At 39.6% G+C, this 18,661-nt stretch carries 9 protein-coding genes; 1 reads left to right on the top strand and 8 read right to left on the bottom strand.

Going from position 1 to position 18,661, the window contains the following annotated elements; translation table 11 throughout:
- Together ASU03_RS12490 and purL are read right to left on the bottom strand one after the other, a co-directional pair.
- Positions 1-603: a hypothetical protein gene (locus ASU03_RS12490; protein WP_057832098.1), complete on the bottom strand. Its 603-nt coding sequence runs from the start codon at positions 601-603 to the stop codon at positions 1-3.
- A gap of 681 nt (positions 604-1,284) precedes the next feature.
- Positions 1,285-5,277, bottom strand: coding sequence for a phosphoribosylformylglycinamidine synthase (gene purL / locus ASU03_RS12485; RefSeq protein WP_057832272.1), 3,993 nt, complete (start codon positions 5,275-5,277; stop codon positions 1,285-1,287).
- Between the two features lie 208 nt (positions 5,278-5,485).
- Here purL and mltF point away from each other — a divergent pair, with 208 nt between their 5' ends.
- Complete coding sequence (gene mltF / locus ASU03_RS12480; RefSeq protein ID WP_231731577.1) at positions 5,486-7,042, top strand: membrane-bound lytic murein transglycosylase MltF; 1,557 nt, start codon at positions 5,486-5,488, stop codon at positions 7,040-7,042.
- Between the two features lie 743 nt (positions 7,043-7,785).
- On the opposite strand, the gene ASU03_RS12470 is transcribed toward mltF, so the two are convergent.
- From ASU03_RS12470 to hemW, 6 genes are all read right to left on the bottom strand, one after another.
- Positions 7,786-8,121, bottom strand: coding sequence for an FHA domain-containing protein (locus tag ASU03_RS12470; RefSeq protein WP_057832096.1), 336 nt, complete (start codon positions 8,119-8,121; stop codon positions 7,786-7,788).
- Positions 8,122-8,335: 214 nt separating this feature from the next.
- Positions 8,336-9,085: a PP2C family protein-serine/threonine phosphatase gene (locus ASU03_RS12465; protein ID WP_057832095.1), complete on the bottom strand. Its 750-nt coding sequence runs from the start codon at positions 9,083-9,085 to the stop codon at positions 8,336-8,338.
- Between the two features lie 74 nt (positions 9,086-9,159).
- Complete coding sequence (locus ASU03_RS12460) at positions 9,160-11,409, bottom strand: serine/threonine-protein kinase (protein WP_057832094.1); 2,250 nt, start codon at positions 11,407-11,409, stop codon at positions 9,160-9,162.
- Between the two features lie 170 nt (positions 11,410-11,579).
- Positions 11,580-16,820 carry a response regulator gene (locus ASU03_RS12455; protein ID WP_057832093.1) on the bottom strand — a complete coding sequence of 1,747 codons (5,241 nt, stop codon included), beginning with the start codon at positions 16,818-16,820 and terminating at the stop codon, positions 11,580-11,582.
- Positions 16,821-16,944: 124 nt separating this feature from the next.
- Positions 16,945-17,490, bottom strand: a complete 546-nt coding sequence (gene tadA, locus ASU03_RS12450) for a tRNA adenosine(34) deaminase TadA (RefSeq protein WP_057832092.1) — start codon at positions 17,488-17,490, stop codon at positions 16,945-16,947.
- Positions 17,487-18,659 carry a radical SAM family heme chaperone HemW gene (gene hemW / locus ASU03_RS12445; protein WP_231731576.1) on the bottom strand — a complete coding sequence of 391 codons (1,173 nt, stop codon included), beginning with the start codon at positions 18,657-18,659 and terminating at the stop codon, positions 17,487-17,489. The genes tadA and hemW overlap by 4 nt, the downstream gene beginning before the upstream one ends.
- Positions 18,660-18,661 lie beyond the last annotated feature (2 nt).

The following is an 18,661-nucleotide window of genomic DNA, read 5'->3' as shown; positions in this document are numbered from 1 at the left end:
CTAAAATCTTATGCCCACGTTAATACCGTAAACATTGCCAGACTTGTGTGAGTCACTGGTATCGTAATAACGTCGAATATAAGGTGTGATTTGGATACTTTCAATGTTAAATTCAATGCCAAATTCAGGATAAACAGCAAGTACTGGATCATCTGTACAGTTCTCAAATTCCTCTTCGTGACTGGTACAGTGCTGTGTTTTTCCAATAAAAAAACCTAAACCGAGATATGGATTTATTAATTGATCTAAATGTACAAAGGCAAATCCTGAAAAGCCAAGGTAAAGCTCATTACTTTCAAACTCGGTTGTAGTTGTATTACCTTCAGGGTAAAAATGACCATCAGTAGAAAAGTAACTCGTTATTTCAGCTGTTTTAACGTTATTACCACCATTATACAAGGTGCCACTTAGTCTCCCGCCAAACATATCTCCTTTTACAGATACCGATATTTCGGCACCAGCACGATCTCCTTCAGATTCATTGAACGCACCAATAGAGAAAGTAGGCTCATCTTGGCTTACTTGAGATATAGTAGAAAAAGCGAATAAAGCCGTTAACAAATATAATTTAACTAAGTAACCTGAACTCTGGATAAGCAGCACTTGCTCAATATTCCCCTTTATCTGATTATCAGCGTTAAAACGTCGATAAATAACCCGTTATTCATAAACGTTTTGCCTTGATAATCGAATAAATTGAAACATTGATAATATATATCGCGACTTATTTTGTAAATTTTATTCTTAATAATCGTAAGTTGTTTTTTTTACTTAACCATCAAGCACTCATTATCCAGAGTTCAGGTTAAGTAATGCATAATTCCATTTCCGCACAGATACAATCGTTTCAAACAACGAGCGTTTATTATTGAGTGGTAATTTTAATTGCTAGTGTAATTTTAAATTATTGAATCCAAGCAACGAGATATTGAAGAATATCATTAATAAAAATAAAAAACCGACGATTCTCAAATGAAAGTGTCGGTTTTTATAAGCCTGAACTCAATAATTAATGAAGCGCTATTATTGAGCGTGATCTTGAAGATAATTACGCCAAATCAAAGGAAAAGCCCGGAGCTGACGAATGTCAGTAATTTTGGCGCTTAGGATAGTAGGCATTAAAAAACCGGAAAATCTCTTTACAGAAATTTACCGGCTCAAATTTATTGTTTATCTTGCAGCGGATTAGGTCTAGTTCGAGGAGGTAGCGCGGAGTTGACGCATGTCAATGAGCACTTCCGACAACGAAATCGACCTTATCAGCAAAAAGATTACCCTAGCTCTTTAGCCAATGAAGGCGCGAGCGTTACGAAACATGCGTACCCAAGGTGAATCTTCACCCCAGCTATCAGGATGCCATGAGTTAGCAACGGTTCTAAAGACACGTTCAGGATGTGGCATCATAATGGTGACACGACCATCAGTAGTCGTTAATGCAGTGATACCATCAACTGAGCCGTTCGGGTTAGCAGGATATGTTTCAGTAACGTCACCGTAGTTATTAACGAAACGCATTGATACTGTGCCTGAGTTGTTGGCAGCATCAATAGCATCGTCAGAGCTAAATTCTGCATAACCTTCACCGTGCGATACCGCGATTGGCATACGTGAACCGGCCATGCCTTTAAATAATACCGACGGACTCTCTTGAATTTCAACTAATGAGAAGCGTGCTTCAAAGCGCTCTGATTTGTTTTGCACAAAGTGAGGCCAGTGCTCAGAGCCTGGGATGATGTCTTTTAAGTTTGACAACATTTGACAGCCATTACACACACCTAGGGTGAAAGTATCTTTACGTTCAAAGAATGTTTTAAACATAGTGCGTGCATTAGCGTTAAATAAGATTGATTTAGCCCAACCTTCACCAGCGCCTAAAACATCACCGTAAGAGAAACCACCACAAGCAACTAAGCCGTTAAAATCCGCTAAATCAGTACGACCTGATAAGATATCCGACATATGTACATCAACGGCAACAAAACCAGCTCTATCAAAAGCGGCCGCCATTTCTACATGAGAGTTAACACCTTGCTCACGTAAAATTGCAATACGTGGGTTGGCTATACCATCAGTACTGCTTTGTGCATCTTTGATAATTAAATCAGCAACAATGTCTTCGTTGATATCAAAAGTAAGCTCAGTGTTTAAACCTGGATCTTCAGTATCAAATTTAACATCATGCTCTTGTTGTGCACATTCAGGGTTATCACGCAGTGACTGCATTCTATAAGTCGTTTGTGCCCAAACAGTACGGTAATAAGTACGAGAGTTTTCTAGGACAACTTCGCCATCACGGCTAAAACGAATAGTATCTTCGTTGTTCAAATGACCAATGTCAGTGCAGTAATCTAAAATACCATGTTCAGCTAAAATAGCGTTAATAGCGTCAACATCGCTGGTACGAATTTGCATAACAGCGCCAAGCTCTTCATTAAACAAGGTCGCTAAATCATCACTTGCGCCATTTGAAAGCTTACTGATGTCAATATCAACACCGGTATGACCAGCAAACGCCATTTCAGTAACCGTAGTGAATAAACCACCATCGGAAATATCATGATAAGCAACTAGCTTCTCTGCGCGTACTAGAGCTTGCATGGCGTTAAAGAAACCTTTTAGTACTTCTGGGCTATCAACATCAGGGGTTTCATTACCAAGCTGTTTGTAAACTTGCGCTAAACATGAACCACCAAGGCGTTTTTTACCTTGTGATAAGTCGATAGCGATTAGACGTGTCTCGCCTTTGTCGCTGCGAAGTTCAGGCGTTACTGTTTTACGAATATCTTCAACAACACCAAAAGCGGTGATGATTAATGACATAGGTGAAGTGACAGATTTTTCTACATGAGAAGTTTGACCCTTTTCATCTGTTTTTTCTTCAGTCCACTGGGTACGCATCGACATTGAGTCTTTACCGACCGGAATGGTTAAACCAAGAGCTGGACAAAGTTCTTCACCAATGGCTTTAACTGCTTCATATAGACCGGCATCTTCACCAGGGTGACCCGCAGGTGACATCCAGTTAGCCGAAAGTTTGATACGGTTTAAATCGCCAATATCAGTACCAGCAATGTTGGTTAAAGACTCAGCGACGGCTAAACGAGCAGAAGCGCCAAAGTTTAATAAGGCAACTGGTGTACGTTCACCAAGAGCCATGGCTTCACCATGGTATGAATCAAGGGCAGAAGCGGTAACACCACAATCGGCTACCGGTACTTGCCAAGGACCAACCATTTGGTCACGGTTAACCATGCCGGTTACGCTGCGATCGCCAATGGTAATTAGGAAGGTTTTTTCAGCAACCGTTGGTAAACTTAAAATACGGTTCGCAGCATCCGTTAAGGTGACATTGCTTAACTCTAATGAATCACCAGCAGCGGTTGCCGTTTTAACGTCTTTAAATATTTTAGGTGTTTTACCTAATAATAGCTCAAGCGGTAAATCTATTGGTGTCGCTAATTTGTCGTTGTCGGCAAAGTGTGCATCGGTAACGGTTAATTGCAATTCTTCAGTGGCGCGACCAACCACAGCATATGGCGCACGCTCACGTTGACATATTTGTTCAAAAACCGCTAAGTTCTTGTCTGATACGGCAATAACATAACGTTCTTGAGATTCGTTACACCAGATTTCGTGCGGTGCCATGCTACGTTCATCGTTTGGTACGTTACGAAGTTCAAAAACACCACCACGACCGCCATCAGAGACAAGCTCAGGGAAAGCATTTGATAAGCCACCAGCACCAACATCATGAATAAAGGCGATAGGATTATCTTCACCTAATTGCCAGCACTTATCGATAACTTCTTGGCAACGACGTTCCATTTCTGGATTTTCGCGTTGTACTGAAGCAAAGTCTAAACTTTCAGCTGACTGACCTGAAGCCATTGATGAAGCAGCACCACCGCCTAAACCAATGTTCATTGCCGGGCCACCTAAAGCAATTAAGTTAGCGCCAACAATTATTTCACGTTTTTGTACGTGTTCATCACGAATATTACCTAAACCACCGGCAAGCATAATTGGCTTGTGGTAACCACGTACTTCTAAACCATTAAAGGAGTTAACTTCTTCTTCATAAGTACGAAAATATCCTAAAATAGCCGGGCGACCAAATTCATTATTAAATGCCGCGCCACCTAATGGACCTTCCATCATGATGTCGAAAGCAGTAACAATACGGCTTGGTTTGCCAAAATCTGTTTCCCACGGTTGCACAAAGTCAGGAATACGCAAGTTAGATACCGAGAAACCCACTAAACCCGCTTTTGGTTTTGAGCCAATACCCGTTGCGCCCTCATCGCGAATTTCACCGCCTGAGCCTGTAGCAGCACCAGGGTAGGGTGAAATTGCCGTAGGGTGGTTATGCGTTTCAACTTTCATCAATATCTGAATATCTTCATGGTGGTAAGCATAAATATTTGTTTCAGGGTTAGGGAAGAAGCGACCGCCTTTATTACCCACCATTACCGCGGCGTTATCTTTATAAGCACTCAGTACATAATCAGGGTTGATCTCATGGGTATTACGGATCATTTTAAATAAGGATTTTTCTTGTTTAATGCCGTCTATGGTCCAGTCAGCGTTAAAAATTTTATGACGACAATGCTCAGAGTTTGCTTGAGCAAACATATAAAGCTCAATGTCGTGTGGGTTACGGCCTAACTTAGTGAAATTTTCAAATAAGTAATTCACTTCATCAGGGGCTAAGGCCAAGCCTAACTCTATATTCGCTTGAACTAATGCATTTTTACCGCCGTTTTCAATATCAATGACGGTCAATTCACCCGGTTCACTGCTCGAAAATAACTTACTTGCCTCGGCGAAATCATTAAAAACACTTTCCATCATGCGGTCGTGCAGTAAAGCGTTTAATTGCACTTCTTGCTCTGTACTTAATGGCACATCATTTTTTAATGAGACGTAATAAGCAATGCCGCGTTCTAAGCGAACAACTTTGTCCAAGCCACAGTTGTGAGCTATGTCGGTAGATTTTGATGACCAAGGAGAAATAGTGCCTGGACGAGGTGTCACTAATAAAAATAAGCCTGTTGGTTGATGTTCTTCAATTTTTGGGCCGTAAGTAAGTAATTGCTGTAAAACATTCTCTTCACTGGTACTTAATTCTTGATTAAGTTGGGCGAAATGGGCAAATTCAGCATAAATATCATTTACAGGCAGTTGTAACTGTTCACATTGAGCTAATAGTTTTTTAACTCTGAACTCAGAAAGTGCTGGAGCGCCACGAAGGTTTTTAATTAACGTCGTCTTAGGCATCGTCATAAGGTAAGTCACCAAGTTTTATGTAGGGCTTTGATCGGCTTTTACTTGTTAAATTGTCACAGTAAAAGCAAACCGAAAATTTCGCGCGTATTATAGTTGAAATTTACGCTTTTGTTAATGGAAAAAGTCAAGTAAAAACTTAACACAAGTGTCAAGTAAAAAGTACTTGGCTAATAGCACAATACACGACACAATTGAGCTTATGACTAAATATTTTTCTTTTTCAATAAAAACTAAGCTCATTACTCTGTTAGAGAGGAAGTTAGAGGGTAAGCTAGTAACTAAGTTTACCTCTTTACTCTTGGTTATTTTTGCCACTGCTTTATTAAGTGCCTGTGATAAAAAAAATGACAGTGCAAGTTTATCGCGTATTTTGAGCCGTGGTTATATCAATGTTGGCACTTTTTTTGGCCCGACAAACTATTACACTACAGCCAATGGCTTTGCCGGTTTTGAATATGAGCTGGCAAAAAAATATGCACAATCACTCAATGTTGAATTGCGCATAATTCCAACTTATAGCTTGGATGAGCTTTTTATTAAGTTAAATACCGGTGAAGTTGATTTGTTGGCTGCCGGTTTATCCATAACTGAAAAACGCCGGCAACGTTTTCGCTTTGCGCCAAGTTATGAAACCATCAGCCAGAAGTTAGTGTTCAAGCAAGGCAATGTAAGACCGAGAAAAGTGGCCGACTTAACGGGCAGGTTAATGGTTACGACCGGGTCAAGCTATGTGGAAAATCTTGAAAAGTTACAAAAAACACACAGTAAGCTCACTTGGCAAGAGACAGTAGATTTTGATAGCGAAGAGTTATTGGCGAAAGTACTCAGTGGTGAAATAGATTATACCGTTATTGACAGTAATAATTTAGCGATTAACCGCAGTTATTACCCTGAGATAAGTATTGGCTTTAGTATTAAGCCACCTGAGTCTTTAGCTTGGATGGTTAGTGAGAATAGTCATGATGATATCTTAGCAAGCTTGGTTGAATTTTTTGGTAAGGTACATCACGATGGTACTTTATTGGCGCTAGATGACAAGTACTATGGCCATATTGAACAGTTTAACTATGTTGAAACTCGAACCTTTATTAAAGCAGTAGCAAGTACGTTACCTAAATATCAAGGGCTATTTGAGAAGTATGCGCAAGAGCTTGATTGGCGTTTATTGGCGGCCATTAGTTACCAAGAATCACACTGGAATCCAACCGCGCGCTCATATACTGGGGTTCGCGGCATGATGATGTTGACGTTAGCAACCGCTAAACAAATGGGTATAAAAAGTCGTTTAGATACCGAACAAAGTATTCGAGGTGGGGCAAAATACTTTAAGCGTATGATAGCTATGATGCCTGATAGAATACCGAGTCCAGATCGTATTTGGTTTGCACTTGCTTCTTATAATATTGGTTTTGGTCATTTAAACGATGCTAGAATTATTACTCAGCGCCAAGGTGGCGATCCAGATCGCTGGGTAGAGGTGAAAACTCGTTTGCCATTATTACAGCAGAAAAAATATTACAAAAATACAAAACATGGTTATGCGCGTGGTGAAGAGCCAGTACATTACGTGGATAATATCCGTCGCTATTATGACACCTTAAGCTGGTTAGATAATAAAGCCAAGGAGCAAGCTTTAGCCTTAGAGCAACAGCAAGAAGAATACTTGTCAAGAGAAAACCTGCTTGCTGATGGTGAGGCTTTGCCAATACCGTTAGCCACTAAGGTCAAAGACGCCGAAAAAGAGACGCTACAATAAAAGTCACTGCTGCAACTTCGTTGTTTAGCTAAAGCCGCCACTATAATCATCTTCAACAGCAGAGAGCAGTTAACTAATCTAGCCTACTTCGTCACCTGGATTTAAGTACCTTATTGCTAAGGCACTAGTCCTTAATGCACCATTGCTTAATAAAAAAGAGTTTTTCTTGTTGCAATTATTTACGGAAAAGTGGCTGGCGTTCGCTTGCTAAAGACATGACATCCTTGTGATTATACCCGTTACCATTCAAAGTGCAGGATTTCAGTGGGAATTAATATGGCTTTAGGCAAGAAGAATAATTTAAGCATAGTCATTCTATGGTTTGATTATTTAACGCGGTATAAAGTCATGTTAAACCCATCGAAGAAGCGTTTGAGCAACATCACTTCATCGTTGCTGTAACTTATAATGGAACAAGCATTATTTCATCACAGCGCCTTGAATTGAAATTGCTCAAGCACTCTGAAACATGCATCTTGAATGGTTACGGGTATATACTGTCATAAAAGTGACATTTTAGTAGGCTATAGTAGACACAATTGTAACGCTGCTCTTATTGAGAATGATAAAATGAAAAGACCATTTAAAAGTAATCAACGTAGAAAACAGCTAAGTCGCCAGCATGATAAAATGACCTCGCGTAGGCAGTCTTATTTTAACCTAGTAATGAATGAATTCATTAAATCGCAAGGCAGAAATTTGCTTAGCAAGTGATCCCCCTTAACTCGCTAATAATGGCGGTTTTATCGAGTTTCATTACATGAGTTTTGTTGCTTATCAATTAACTGAAACTGGTTGAAACCTATGGTGACCATGTCATCATGATTTAATCTTTCACGCGAGACCTTGTTACCATTTAATTCGGTACCATTAGTACTGGCAAGATCTTCAATATAAGTAATCAGTTGGCCATCAATATAGGGGTCTGGCTCGGTAATTAATCGAGCATGTTTTGAACTAACAGCGGCATCATTAATTTGAATGTCATTACTACTTGCTCGACCTATGAGTAAAACCCCCTCGACTAACGGCCATTTATTAATAATTACGTCTTCAACACTTAAGGCTAAATAAACCATGTAAATTCCTAATTATATTGTTGTTTTTTTGCTCTGTTGTAGATCGCAGTTGTCTATAATGTAACACACTGATTTAAAGGAAGGTGTTGCTGATGTGATAAGATCGAGCTTCACAAGCATGGATGCTTGTGTGGAGCCCCATGGAGGGGTTTATGCGTCTCGCTCGTTTACTCAACAACACCAAACTACAACAGAGCCTATTTCTTAGTCATAACTATGCTAGATTATGGGGTAAATTGATTAAACCTACCGTCAGGTTATCTCGACTGTTTTTGGCTATTGCTTGGTTTATCATGTCATGACAGACATTTTTATTGACAGAAAATTGCGATAAATAGTGACTAATTTCTTGTTCAGTTAAATAATCATGTAAGCCGTCGGTTGATAACATGATGGTATCGCCATGACTTATTACTATGGTTACTGTATCAATGGTTATTTTTTCTCGTACACCAATCGCTTGTGAAAGTATGTTTTTTGTATTGGATTTTTTTGCTGTTGCCACGCTTATTACGCCTTTATTGACTAATTCTTGCACCATGGTGTGGTCGACAGTCTCTTGTTGTAATTGCTCACTTTTAAAAGAGTAAGCGCGTGAGTCGCCAACCCAGCCAATATTGCAGTTATACTGGTCTATTACCATCAATACGCCAGTAGTGCCCATGCCTTGTTGTGTTTGCTGGTTTTTTGCTTGCTGTAAAATAGCCATGTTTGCGCCATTAAGCTGCTTGGTAATCCAGGTATCCCAATGGGGGTATGGACTAACGGAAATTTTATCCCAGGCTTTCTTGATATGGTCAACTAACATAGCGCTAGCAACTTCGCCAGCATTATGGCCACCCATGCCGTCTGCGACTAGCATCCAAATAATGCCTAACTCTTCATTGATGCCATAACTTATCGCATCTTCATTATTGTCTCGAATCGCGCCCTGATGACATAGGGATTTAATGTGATAATTCATAGGAGTTAACGGTTACTACCTTTATCTTATTATGAAAAGTGGCTATTTAGCGGAGCAGTTCATAGGTTACTTAATTAATTAGCGCTGATCTTAAAGTCTATTTTAAGCGCATTAGCCAAGGCTAATTTAAATTCAGCCATTGTTTGATAACGCTTAGTTATATCTTTATGCCTGGCTTTACTACATATACGTAGAGCACTTGCCGGTAGAGCAGTATTTCGTTGATTAATAGCAATGGCTTTTGCTTTGGTAATTTGATAGGCAACGGTAGCGATGGACTCTCCCTCAAAAGGTAAATGGCCACAAAGTAGTTGGTAAAATGTTACGCCTAAACTGAAAACATCACTACGTCCATCTACTTTTAAGCCGAGTATTTGCTCTGGTGACATGTAATAAGGGCTGCCCATAATGATACCCGTACGGGTTTTACTGTTATCACTGACGTAGGCTATGCCAAAGTCTGTTACCGTAACTTTGAGCAAGTCATCATCATAAATAATGTTGGCTGGCTTGATATCTCTATGAACCACGTTTTGCTTATGGGCATAATCTAAGGCATCGGCTATTTGTATTAATAACTGATAAACCAATGGCGTTGGTAGTGTTTGCCCAGGCTGAGTGAAAAGTGATAATGGCGCGCCGGTAAGTAAATCCATGGCGATATAGCCGAGGTTTTGTTCTTCACCAACGTCATAAATAGTGACTATATTTGCATGACTTAGGCCACCTGCCGTTTGCGCTTCCCTAAAAAACATTTCCTTAGCTTCAATAAACCCAGCTGAGTCGATATCATCACTTAATTGCAGGGTTTTAATGGCCACGTGACGGTTTATTTTAGGGTCAACACCTTGGTAAACAATGCCCATGGCACCCTTGCCTAATATATCTTCCACTTGATAGCGGCCGAAACTTTCAACCGTTAAGTGATGTTTAGTGCTAGTTTGATTTTGTCTTGGCTTATTAAGTATCACTAAGGTTTGTTGTAATTCTTCTTCGAGCATAGGGGTAGTGTCCACTGACGAGGGGACTGGTGGTGCTATTTTTGCTTGTTGATTGCTCAATGATTGCCCTTTGTCGATTATTGCTGTGGCAAGAGTGGTACTATTTAACTGCGCTGTTTGTCCCTTTAGGGCCAATAAAAATAACTGGTACTCTTTTTGATAGGCGAAAAATAATAGCCATGAGCCCGTCAGAAAAAACACCACGGGTAATACCTCAAGCCACTGTTGTTGCTTGAACATGAAAAATTGTATGATAAATAACACTAAGCAGTAGCTCACTATACTTAGTAGATGTCGCCTAACGGGCCAACAACGTATGAACCAAGCTAAACTTAAGGCGATTGCGGCTAAAGCCCAGCACAATAAAATAGTGCTTAACTTTTGAGATAAATAATCCTGTTGCAGTAATTCTTTAAGTACTCCCAGCACCATTTTATGCTGGAATTGATTATGGTCAGTGATGATTATAACTTTATATAGCGGTGTAGGCACAGCACTAACAGCTTTACTGATTCCCTGAGCAACAAATGTCTTAACGCTAGTAAATTCCTTAGCTGCTATGCTCTTAGTTCCTTGCTTATCTGGCGTTGTTTGCTGACTAGAGTAAGCTGCCCCTGAGGTGAATATCTCCCCAAAAAATCCTAAGGACAATTTTTTAGTAACCTGCTCGTTGTCTGTGTTAGTTAAACTAAGCTGCCAACTTTGATTCAGGCTAAGCTCAATATTTACACTTAATTGCCGTATGATCTCACCCACTAAACTTAAGTAGACTTCCTCTTGCTGTTGCCATACTATCGGGAAGCTTTGTCGTTTATTGATTAAAAATGGACTGTAAATAAAGTGTTCTGAGCTGGTTTTTTTTAGGTTATGCGTAGAGTAACGAAACCAAGCCAATGTGTTGGTATAGAACGTTGAGGGTGGGGTATTTAGTTTTTGCTTTGACCAACTATTGGCGGCAGCGATGACAATTTTATTTTTTCTCTGGCTGGTAGCTAAATAGCTTGCCAGCTTGGTCATAAATTCTTTTGAGGGTTTACCCAGTAAGGTGATTTGACTTTGAGGGTACGATGACAATATTGTCGTTATTGAGTCTATCTCGTGTCCGTCGAAGGAGGAATACAGGGTTAAAATTTTAGTTGGCTCAGACGTTGGCTTATCTTTTGGTAATGTTGGTGTAGATGTTAGCTGAGCGAGGGCATTGATATTAAATTGGTTTACCTGGTTTAGACCGCCAATGGAAACATACCAAAAACTAAAACCCCAGAATAATAGAAGCAGATAAAACCAAAACGTATGATAAAGGGGCAGAATACGTTTAATCATGTGTAGTGATAACCTTTAGCTATTTTTTAGTATTATTGTTTGCTGTCGTTACGCCCCTATTAATACCTTAATGTGCTTGGCATATCAAATTTAAGCGAAGTTAATAACGATAAAATAGCACAAACTAATCTGCGCTAGCGTTAGCTAAATTCATTATTTTCCTCTTTGTCTCAACTCTTGATGAGTTTCTCATTTAATACTTGTTTTAGTTTTTGTTCAAGCGCTTGATAAGCTAATTGCATCGCTTGGAATAACGCCTCTATTTGAGTATTAGCGGGGCTGGATGTTTTTACATATTGATTAAAATTCTTGGTATGTTTGAGCAAACATTCAGCACTTAAATTTGCCGACATCCCTTGAATTTTGTGACTAATTTCATGTTGTAATTTGTTATCTTGCTGGTGAATACTTTGTGCTAAGGCGTTAAATTGCTTTGGCGTTTCTTCAATAAACAGTGCTATGAGCTTGTATTGAAACTCTTCATTGTTATTTAAGCGTTTACTAAAGTTACCTCTGTGCCATACCATCAGTTTTTCTTGTTCTTGTTCTTGTTCTTCAGCTAAAGGAGTATCGCTATTGGCAGGGGCTGTTTTAGTGACTAGGTCTTGCGCAATTTCCCCTGGGATTGCAGGGCTCATAGTTTCAGTTTTAATTACTAAATTAAGGTACTGTTTCAGCTTTTCTTTCAGTTTTACTGGCTCAATAGGTTTGCTTAGATAATCCGTCATACCTGCTTCAAGGCACTTTTCCCTATCTCCTTTCATGGCATTGGCGGTCATAGCTATAATCGTTACTGTCTTGTTTTTTTCTCCTGCATCGCCTTGACGAATGGCTGCGGTAGCTTGATAACCATCCATTTCAGGCATTTGGCAGTCCATTAAAATAATATCGTATGGCGCTTCATCTGGAGTTGCTTGTCCCTTTGTCGATTGACCTCTTGTTGAGTTAAGGAAAGTTAATGCTTCTAGGCCATTAACCGCAATGTCTGGCACTATGCCAAATTCAGCTAAAATATGCCGTGCTACTTCTTGGTTTATCCGATTATCTTCGACTAATAATAATCGACACTGACTTAAGTCTTTATTGTCGTTAATGTCCTCAGCAGAGCCTAGTTCATTTAAATAGTGATGTGTAATAAGGGGTAATTGTGGTGATGATGTGGTCTGTGATAAACACAAACTTAAGGTTTTAAATAAATCCTTGGTAATGGCAGGTTTGGGGAAGTAAGCCGAAAAGCCAAGCATTCTAAAGTAGCGTGCATCACCACGGCTTGCCATCGATGTCATCATCACCAGCTTTATTTCGGTTAAATGTGGCTGTTCTTTCACCTTTTTAGCCAATGTAGCCCCATCCATATGAGGCATATCCATATCCAAAAATGCCATTTTTATATTGCTTTGTTCTTGGTTAAGGGCATTATTTTCAAGTAAAGCCAACGCGGATAAACCACCATCAGCTTCATAAACTATTGCTCCCCAGTGCTCTAACTGAGCCTTTAAGACAAATCGGTTAGTCGCATTATCATCAACGATTAACATAGGCACATTATTTATATCAACATCAGGTAGCACAATACGTGCTTGTTTACTTTTAGCTAAATTTACCGTAAATGAAAAGTTAGAGCCCTGTCCTAATATGCTAGATACCTTTATATCTCCTTGCATTAATTGACAGAGCTGTTTACAAATGGCTAGCCCTAAGCCAGTACCACCGTACTTTCTCGTGGTTGAGGCATCAACTTGAGTAAAGGATTGGAATACGTTAGCTAGCTTATCTGGTGGAATACCTATGCCGGTATCACTAATACTACAATGCAAGGTTAGTTGACTTTCTTGGGCGTTATTCATTGCTTGTGTTTCGACTAATTTTGCCGTGATGACAATTTCACCTTGTTCGGTAAATTTAATGGCGTTGCCCGTTAGGTTGTTTAAAATTTGCCTGATACGTCCAGGATCACCTTTTACATGGCTTTGCTGAATTCCTCTATTATCTAGAATGATCTCAATATTTTTCTCTTGGCTTTTTAACGCCAGTGACTCACTAAATTCACCAAAAAGATTCCTTAAGTCAAAATCTATTACTTCTAAATCAAGCTTACCTGCCTCTACTTTAGAAAAATCCAGAATGTCGTTAATTAAAGTCAATAGGGCTTCTGCACTCGAATTTGCCAGCTCTACTCTATGCCTTTGTTCTTCGCTTAATTCATGTCTCATCAGTAAACCAAGCATGCCGAGAATGCCATTCATCGGGGTACGAATTTCATGGCTCATACTGGCAAGAAACTCAGCTTTATGGCGAGCCGTATCTTCTGCTAATTCTTTGGCGGCAATGTGCTCCTGTTCAACAGCCTTGCGTTCGGTAATATCAAAGTTAACCCCTATCATTTGCAACGCTTCGCCCTGACTATCGAGTTTTACTAAAGCCATTGCTTTAATGTGTTTTATCGTACCAGTTGGGGTAATGATCCTAAACTCATCATCTAATTTAGTCTTGTTTGCAATGGCATCCAATATTGCTTGATTAGCAGAGTCTTTATCTTCAGGATGAACAGACTTTTGCCAATGTGAGAAACTTCCTGAAAACTCTTGTGGCGTTGTTGCATATATTCTATGCATCCATTTATCCCAAGTAAGCTTGTCATTAGCTATATCGTATTGCCAAATACCTATGCCAGCCGAGTCAGTTGCTAGGCTTACCCTTTCGTTTACTGCCATTAAAGCGTGTTGATGTTGTTCTTGCTCTAATTCGAGTAGTTCTTCTTTTGAAATATCTCTGATAATACCGGTAAAGACTATGCCTTGTTCACTGGTGACTTTAGATATGGATAAGTGAATGGGAAATATTTCCCCTGACTTTTTCTGTGCGCGTAATTTTCTACCTATACCCATTATATGGGCTATGCCCGTGGCTTTATATTGATTAAGGTAGCCATCGTGTTTTGTACTTTGCTGCATTGGCATTAAAGTACGAACATTTTGATTAAGCGCCTCAGCCTCGCTATAGCCAAACATTTCTTGCGCCGCTTGGTTAAAAGCAATAATACTGCCTTGCTCATTGATGGTGATGAAACCCTCTGCGGCACTTGAGAAAATGGCCTTTATTTGTTCAGAGCTTTGTTTTGCCAATAGTGCCGAGTGCTCTTGCTCTCGCAGGGCAAATTGCATTTGGGTAAATAGGTTGCTAAAGCTGCGAGCCAGTACACCAATTTCGGTATTACTATTGGTGGGTAGGGAACTTAAGGTATTATATTTATCATAATTTTCTATGCTGTCTGTTATTTGCTGTAATGGCGTGGCAATACGCCTAGCCGCAACGGTTGCTATGGCTAATGCGACTAAGGCCAAGGCACTACCCAGTAATAAACTCCGCATTCTAAAGGCCGCTAGTGTTTGTTCCATTTCAGTGCTGTCTTTTAATAGCAATAAGTTAAGTTGATGAATGTTATCAAAGCGATTTAAATTTACTTGTTGGTAATGACCAAGATAGTTATGCTCATCAATAGTGACCGTCTCTATTCTATATTCGGTAAATTGTTCACTAATAACCGTTTTTAACTGAGGAAATTCATCTTGTATTAAATATCGATGTCCTAGATTGAAGCCAAAGGTTTTACTATTATCTGGGTGGGAAACAAAATCTCCCTCTTCATTGGTTAAATAAAAAGATAATTGACTCAATTCTCTATTTTTAAGCTGGGCAATAAAGTTGCCAAAATTTATATTAATAACGATAAGGCCAAAGATATCACCTGTGGTTGGATGGTATATTGGTGTGGCTACTCGTAAGACCGGTTTATGAGGTTTTTCAACTTTACCGTAATTTTTAGCTAGCTCAATTTTGGAAAAATATACTTGGCCGGGATCTTTATCAATAGCGGCTTTAAAATAGGGACGAGCAGATTTTTGTTGTAGGCGAGAGCTAGGTATAACGATACTGTGGCTATCATTGCGCACGTTAATTAATTCCTGGCCGTTATTGGCTATGCCTATATAGCGGATTTGATAATAAAATTCTTTATTAATAAGAAACTCACTGAATGTTTGCTCAATTCGGCTTTTCCATAATCGATAGTTGTGCTCATCAATGTCGTTAAAAGAGTTAAGCATTCCTAATACACCTGGCATACGACTCAAAAATAAGATGTCAGTATTGGCTTGGCGGTAAAGTTGTTTGATCATAGGTTCAACAAGCTTACTTTCAATCGCCACTTCATTGCTTGTTTGTTGAATTAACAAGCGTTCAGTTTCAAAATAAAATAAAAAACTCACCAAAGTAGCAACACTTAAGACCAAAACAAAAGCGGCAATAGGTATTTGCATGCTAATAGAATGCCGAGCGTGGCCAACGTCTAATAATTCACTTTGCAAGATAACATCATCATTTTTATTTGTCAGTGGACTTATTGGCGGAAATTTTTCTCCTGTGCCCGTGCTCAATTGACTTATTGAGGTGGTTTTTAGATCAAAGAGTAAGCCTAAAAAGGCACAACCGTAAGCCAATATTTTCAAACCATGGGCAATATTAAAGTGGTTATCAAACAATGCCGTTGAACCAAAGGCCATATGAATTTGTGTGGTCACTTCGGGGATAACACTGAGCAATAAACCATATTTGGCTATGGTGGGAAATTGCCGGTAGAGGTTGATAAATAAGCTGCCGGCAAAGATAAATAGACCTAAAGGTAAGACATCATAAGGGCGAGTGATTAGAGCCTGTTTAAACATGGTTTGCGGTAAGTTTGTACTATTAGCGGCAATATGAACTAAGACATAAGCCAGTGTAATAAAACAAAGGCCTATAATAAGTATGGCTCGATAATCTTTTTTTCTCTTATTTTGTGCATATTCAATGCTCTGTTTATCCGTATTGTCATCTTGATGTTCCCTGGCATAAAGCATAAAAGATATCAAGGTGCCGGTTATCATGATACAAGCATTAAATATCCGTGATAAAGCCCAAGTAAAAGGAATAAAATCGGTATTTTCTGCTTGTGCCGAAATAATACGGGTGGCTGCCAAGGTGTGAAAAGCATCTACTGAGCCAGCACAAAAAATAGCCATGCCCATTATCGGGATAGCAACGTCCCGATGAATTCGATAATGCACCAGTGCCAAAATAAAAGTAAGTAAAGCTAAAACCACAGCGGACCATTCTAATAACGTGTGGTGAAGTGCTCCGGCAAGGGCATAAAACAAATGATTAGCTTCGATAGTTTGCTTGAAATTTAGTGCCGTTGTATTTGACGAGAAATCGATGCCAAGTACATTGAGTAGGCTAGGTAATAAACACAACACCAGCACTAGCACTAAAAATGCTTTTTTCTTACCATCAAAAAATATCGGGCTAGCGCTAGGCTCTGTTAATTGTAGACTAGAGGGGGAATTTGAATTATTAGTAAAATAAGCCGACATAGGAGTCTATCCATGAGCCAAGTACAGCGTTAAGATGAATACTTATAAGTTAGCACAGGGTTCAATATTCGCCATCAATTTTCGGCTATTTCTATTAGCCAAAGCCTACCGGCTATATTTATCGTTAAAGAGAGGCTTTATCAGTGGCTTTTTTGGCTTGTTTTTTTTCTTTTCTACGTCGTTTAAAAAAAGCAGATAGCAATTGGCTACACTCTTCTTGCATTATATCTGGACTTACGGCCAACTGGTGATTTAGTTGCGGATTATTGACTAGGTTAAAAGCACTACCTGCGGCTCCTGTCTTAAGGTCACTGCAAGCATAGACTAAGCGCTTAATTCGGCTATGTACTAATAAACCGGCACACATAGGGCAGGGCTCTAGGGTTACATATAAAGTACAGTCTAGCAGTCGATAATTATTGAGAAACGTCCCCGCTTGTCTAATGGCATTCATTTCTGCATGGCTAGACGGATCGTTAAGCATAATAGACTGATTAAAGCCCTCAGCAATAATCTTGCCTTGATACACTACCACGGCACCAACTGGAATTTCATCGTGTTGCTCCGCTTGCTGCGCTAGCTCAAAGGCCCTTTGCATAAAGCTTAAATCAAGCTGGCGTTGCTGAACAGCTTGATTTAACTGAGCGCTTGAAGAGGGTGCTAACGTCATAAGAAAATCTCTAACAAATCATTTAGATATCTTTGTCCATGGTTAGTGACTCGCCAATATTTTTCATTGTCTATGACTTCATAAACCATAAGGTTTTTTTGTTGAGCTTCTTTTAGTTGTGGCAGTACCGAGCTGATGGCCAGGCCTGTGCTTTTTTGAAAATGCGCAACACTAAAAGCACGAAAAAGCCTCAACTGATTCATCATAAACTCAAACGGGCGGTCACTGTCATCGACCTCGGTTAATTGATCTAAGAAATCACGACTGCGATCTAAATAGCCCTTAGGGTGCTTTACTTTTACCGTACGCATTATTTTTTGTGTTCGGCTATCGGATATTTTGCCATGGGCGCCACAACCAATGCCAAGGTAGTCGCCATATTGCCAATAATTTATATTATGCTGACATTGGTAACCTGTTTTAGCGTAAGCTGAAATCTCATACTGGTGATAACCCGCTTCTTTGAGCAGTTCTACGCCCATATCTTGGATTTCCCACAAAACATCATCCACGGGTAATTTCGGTGGCTTAGAGTGGAAAATAGTATTAGGTTCAATCGTTAATTGATACCAAGAAATATGATGAGGATTCAGGCTAATGGCAATTTTTAAATCGTCTAAAGCATTAGCTAAAGACTGGTTAGGTAAACCATGCATTAGATCTAAATTAAAACTGCTGACGCCGCTATCTGTGGCAAGTTTTGCTGCTGTTTTGGCTTGATCGCTATCATGGATACGGCCGAGTTTTATTAACTTATCTGAAGCAAAGCTTTGTACACCAATAGAAAGTCGAGATACTCCAGCGTCAAAAAAGCCAATGAATTTATCGGCCTCAACGGTACCAGGGTTGGCTTCTAGGGTGATTTCTATCTCGGCTTTATGGTCAAAGCGACTAAGAACCTGGCTTAGCAAGCTTTTAATCGATGCGGCTGAAAATAAACTCGGTGTACCGCCACCAATAAATATGGAGTGTAAAGAGCGCTCGGTTAGGTCAAACCGCTTAATGTCGGCATCTAAATCGGCAATTAAGGCCTCGACATAATCCTGTTCAGGAATAGCACTTTTAACAGCATGGGAGTTAAAGTCGCAATAGGGACATTTTTCTACGCACCAAGGAATATGAATATAGAGTGACAAGGGTTGATTTTCTAACATTATAACGGTACTCATGC

It is taken from the genome of Colwellia sp. TT2012, from assembly GCF_001440345.1.
Taxonomy (GTDB): domain Bacteria; phylum Pseudomonadota; class Gammaproteobacteria; order Enterobacterales; family Alteromonadaceae; genus Colwellia.
This window is presented reverse-complemented; position numbering and strand designations above follow the sequence as displayed.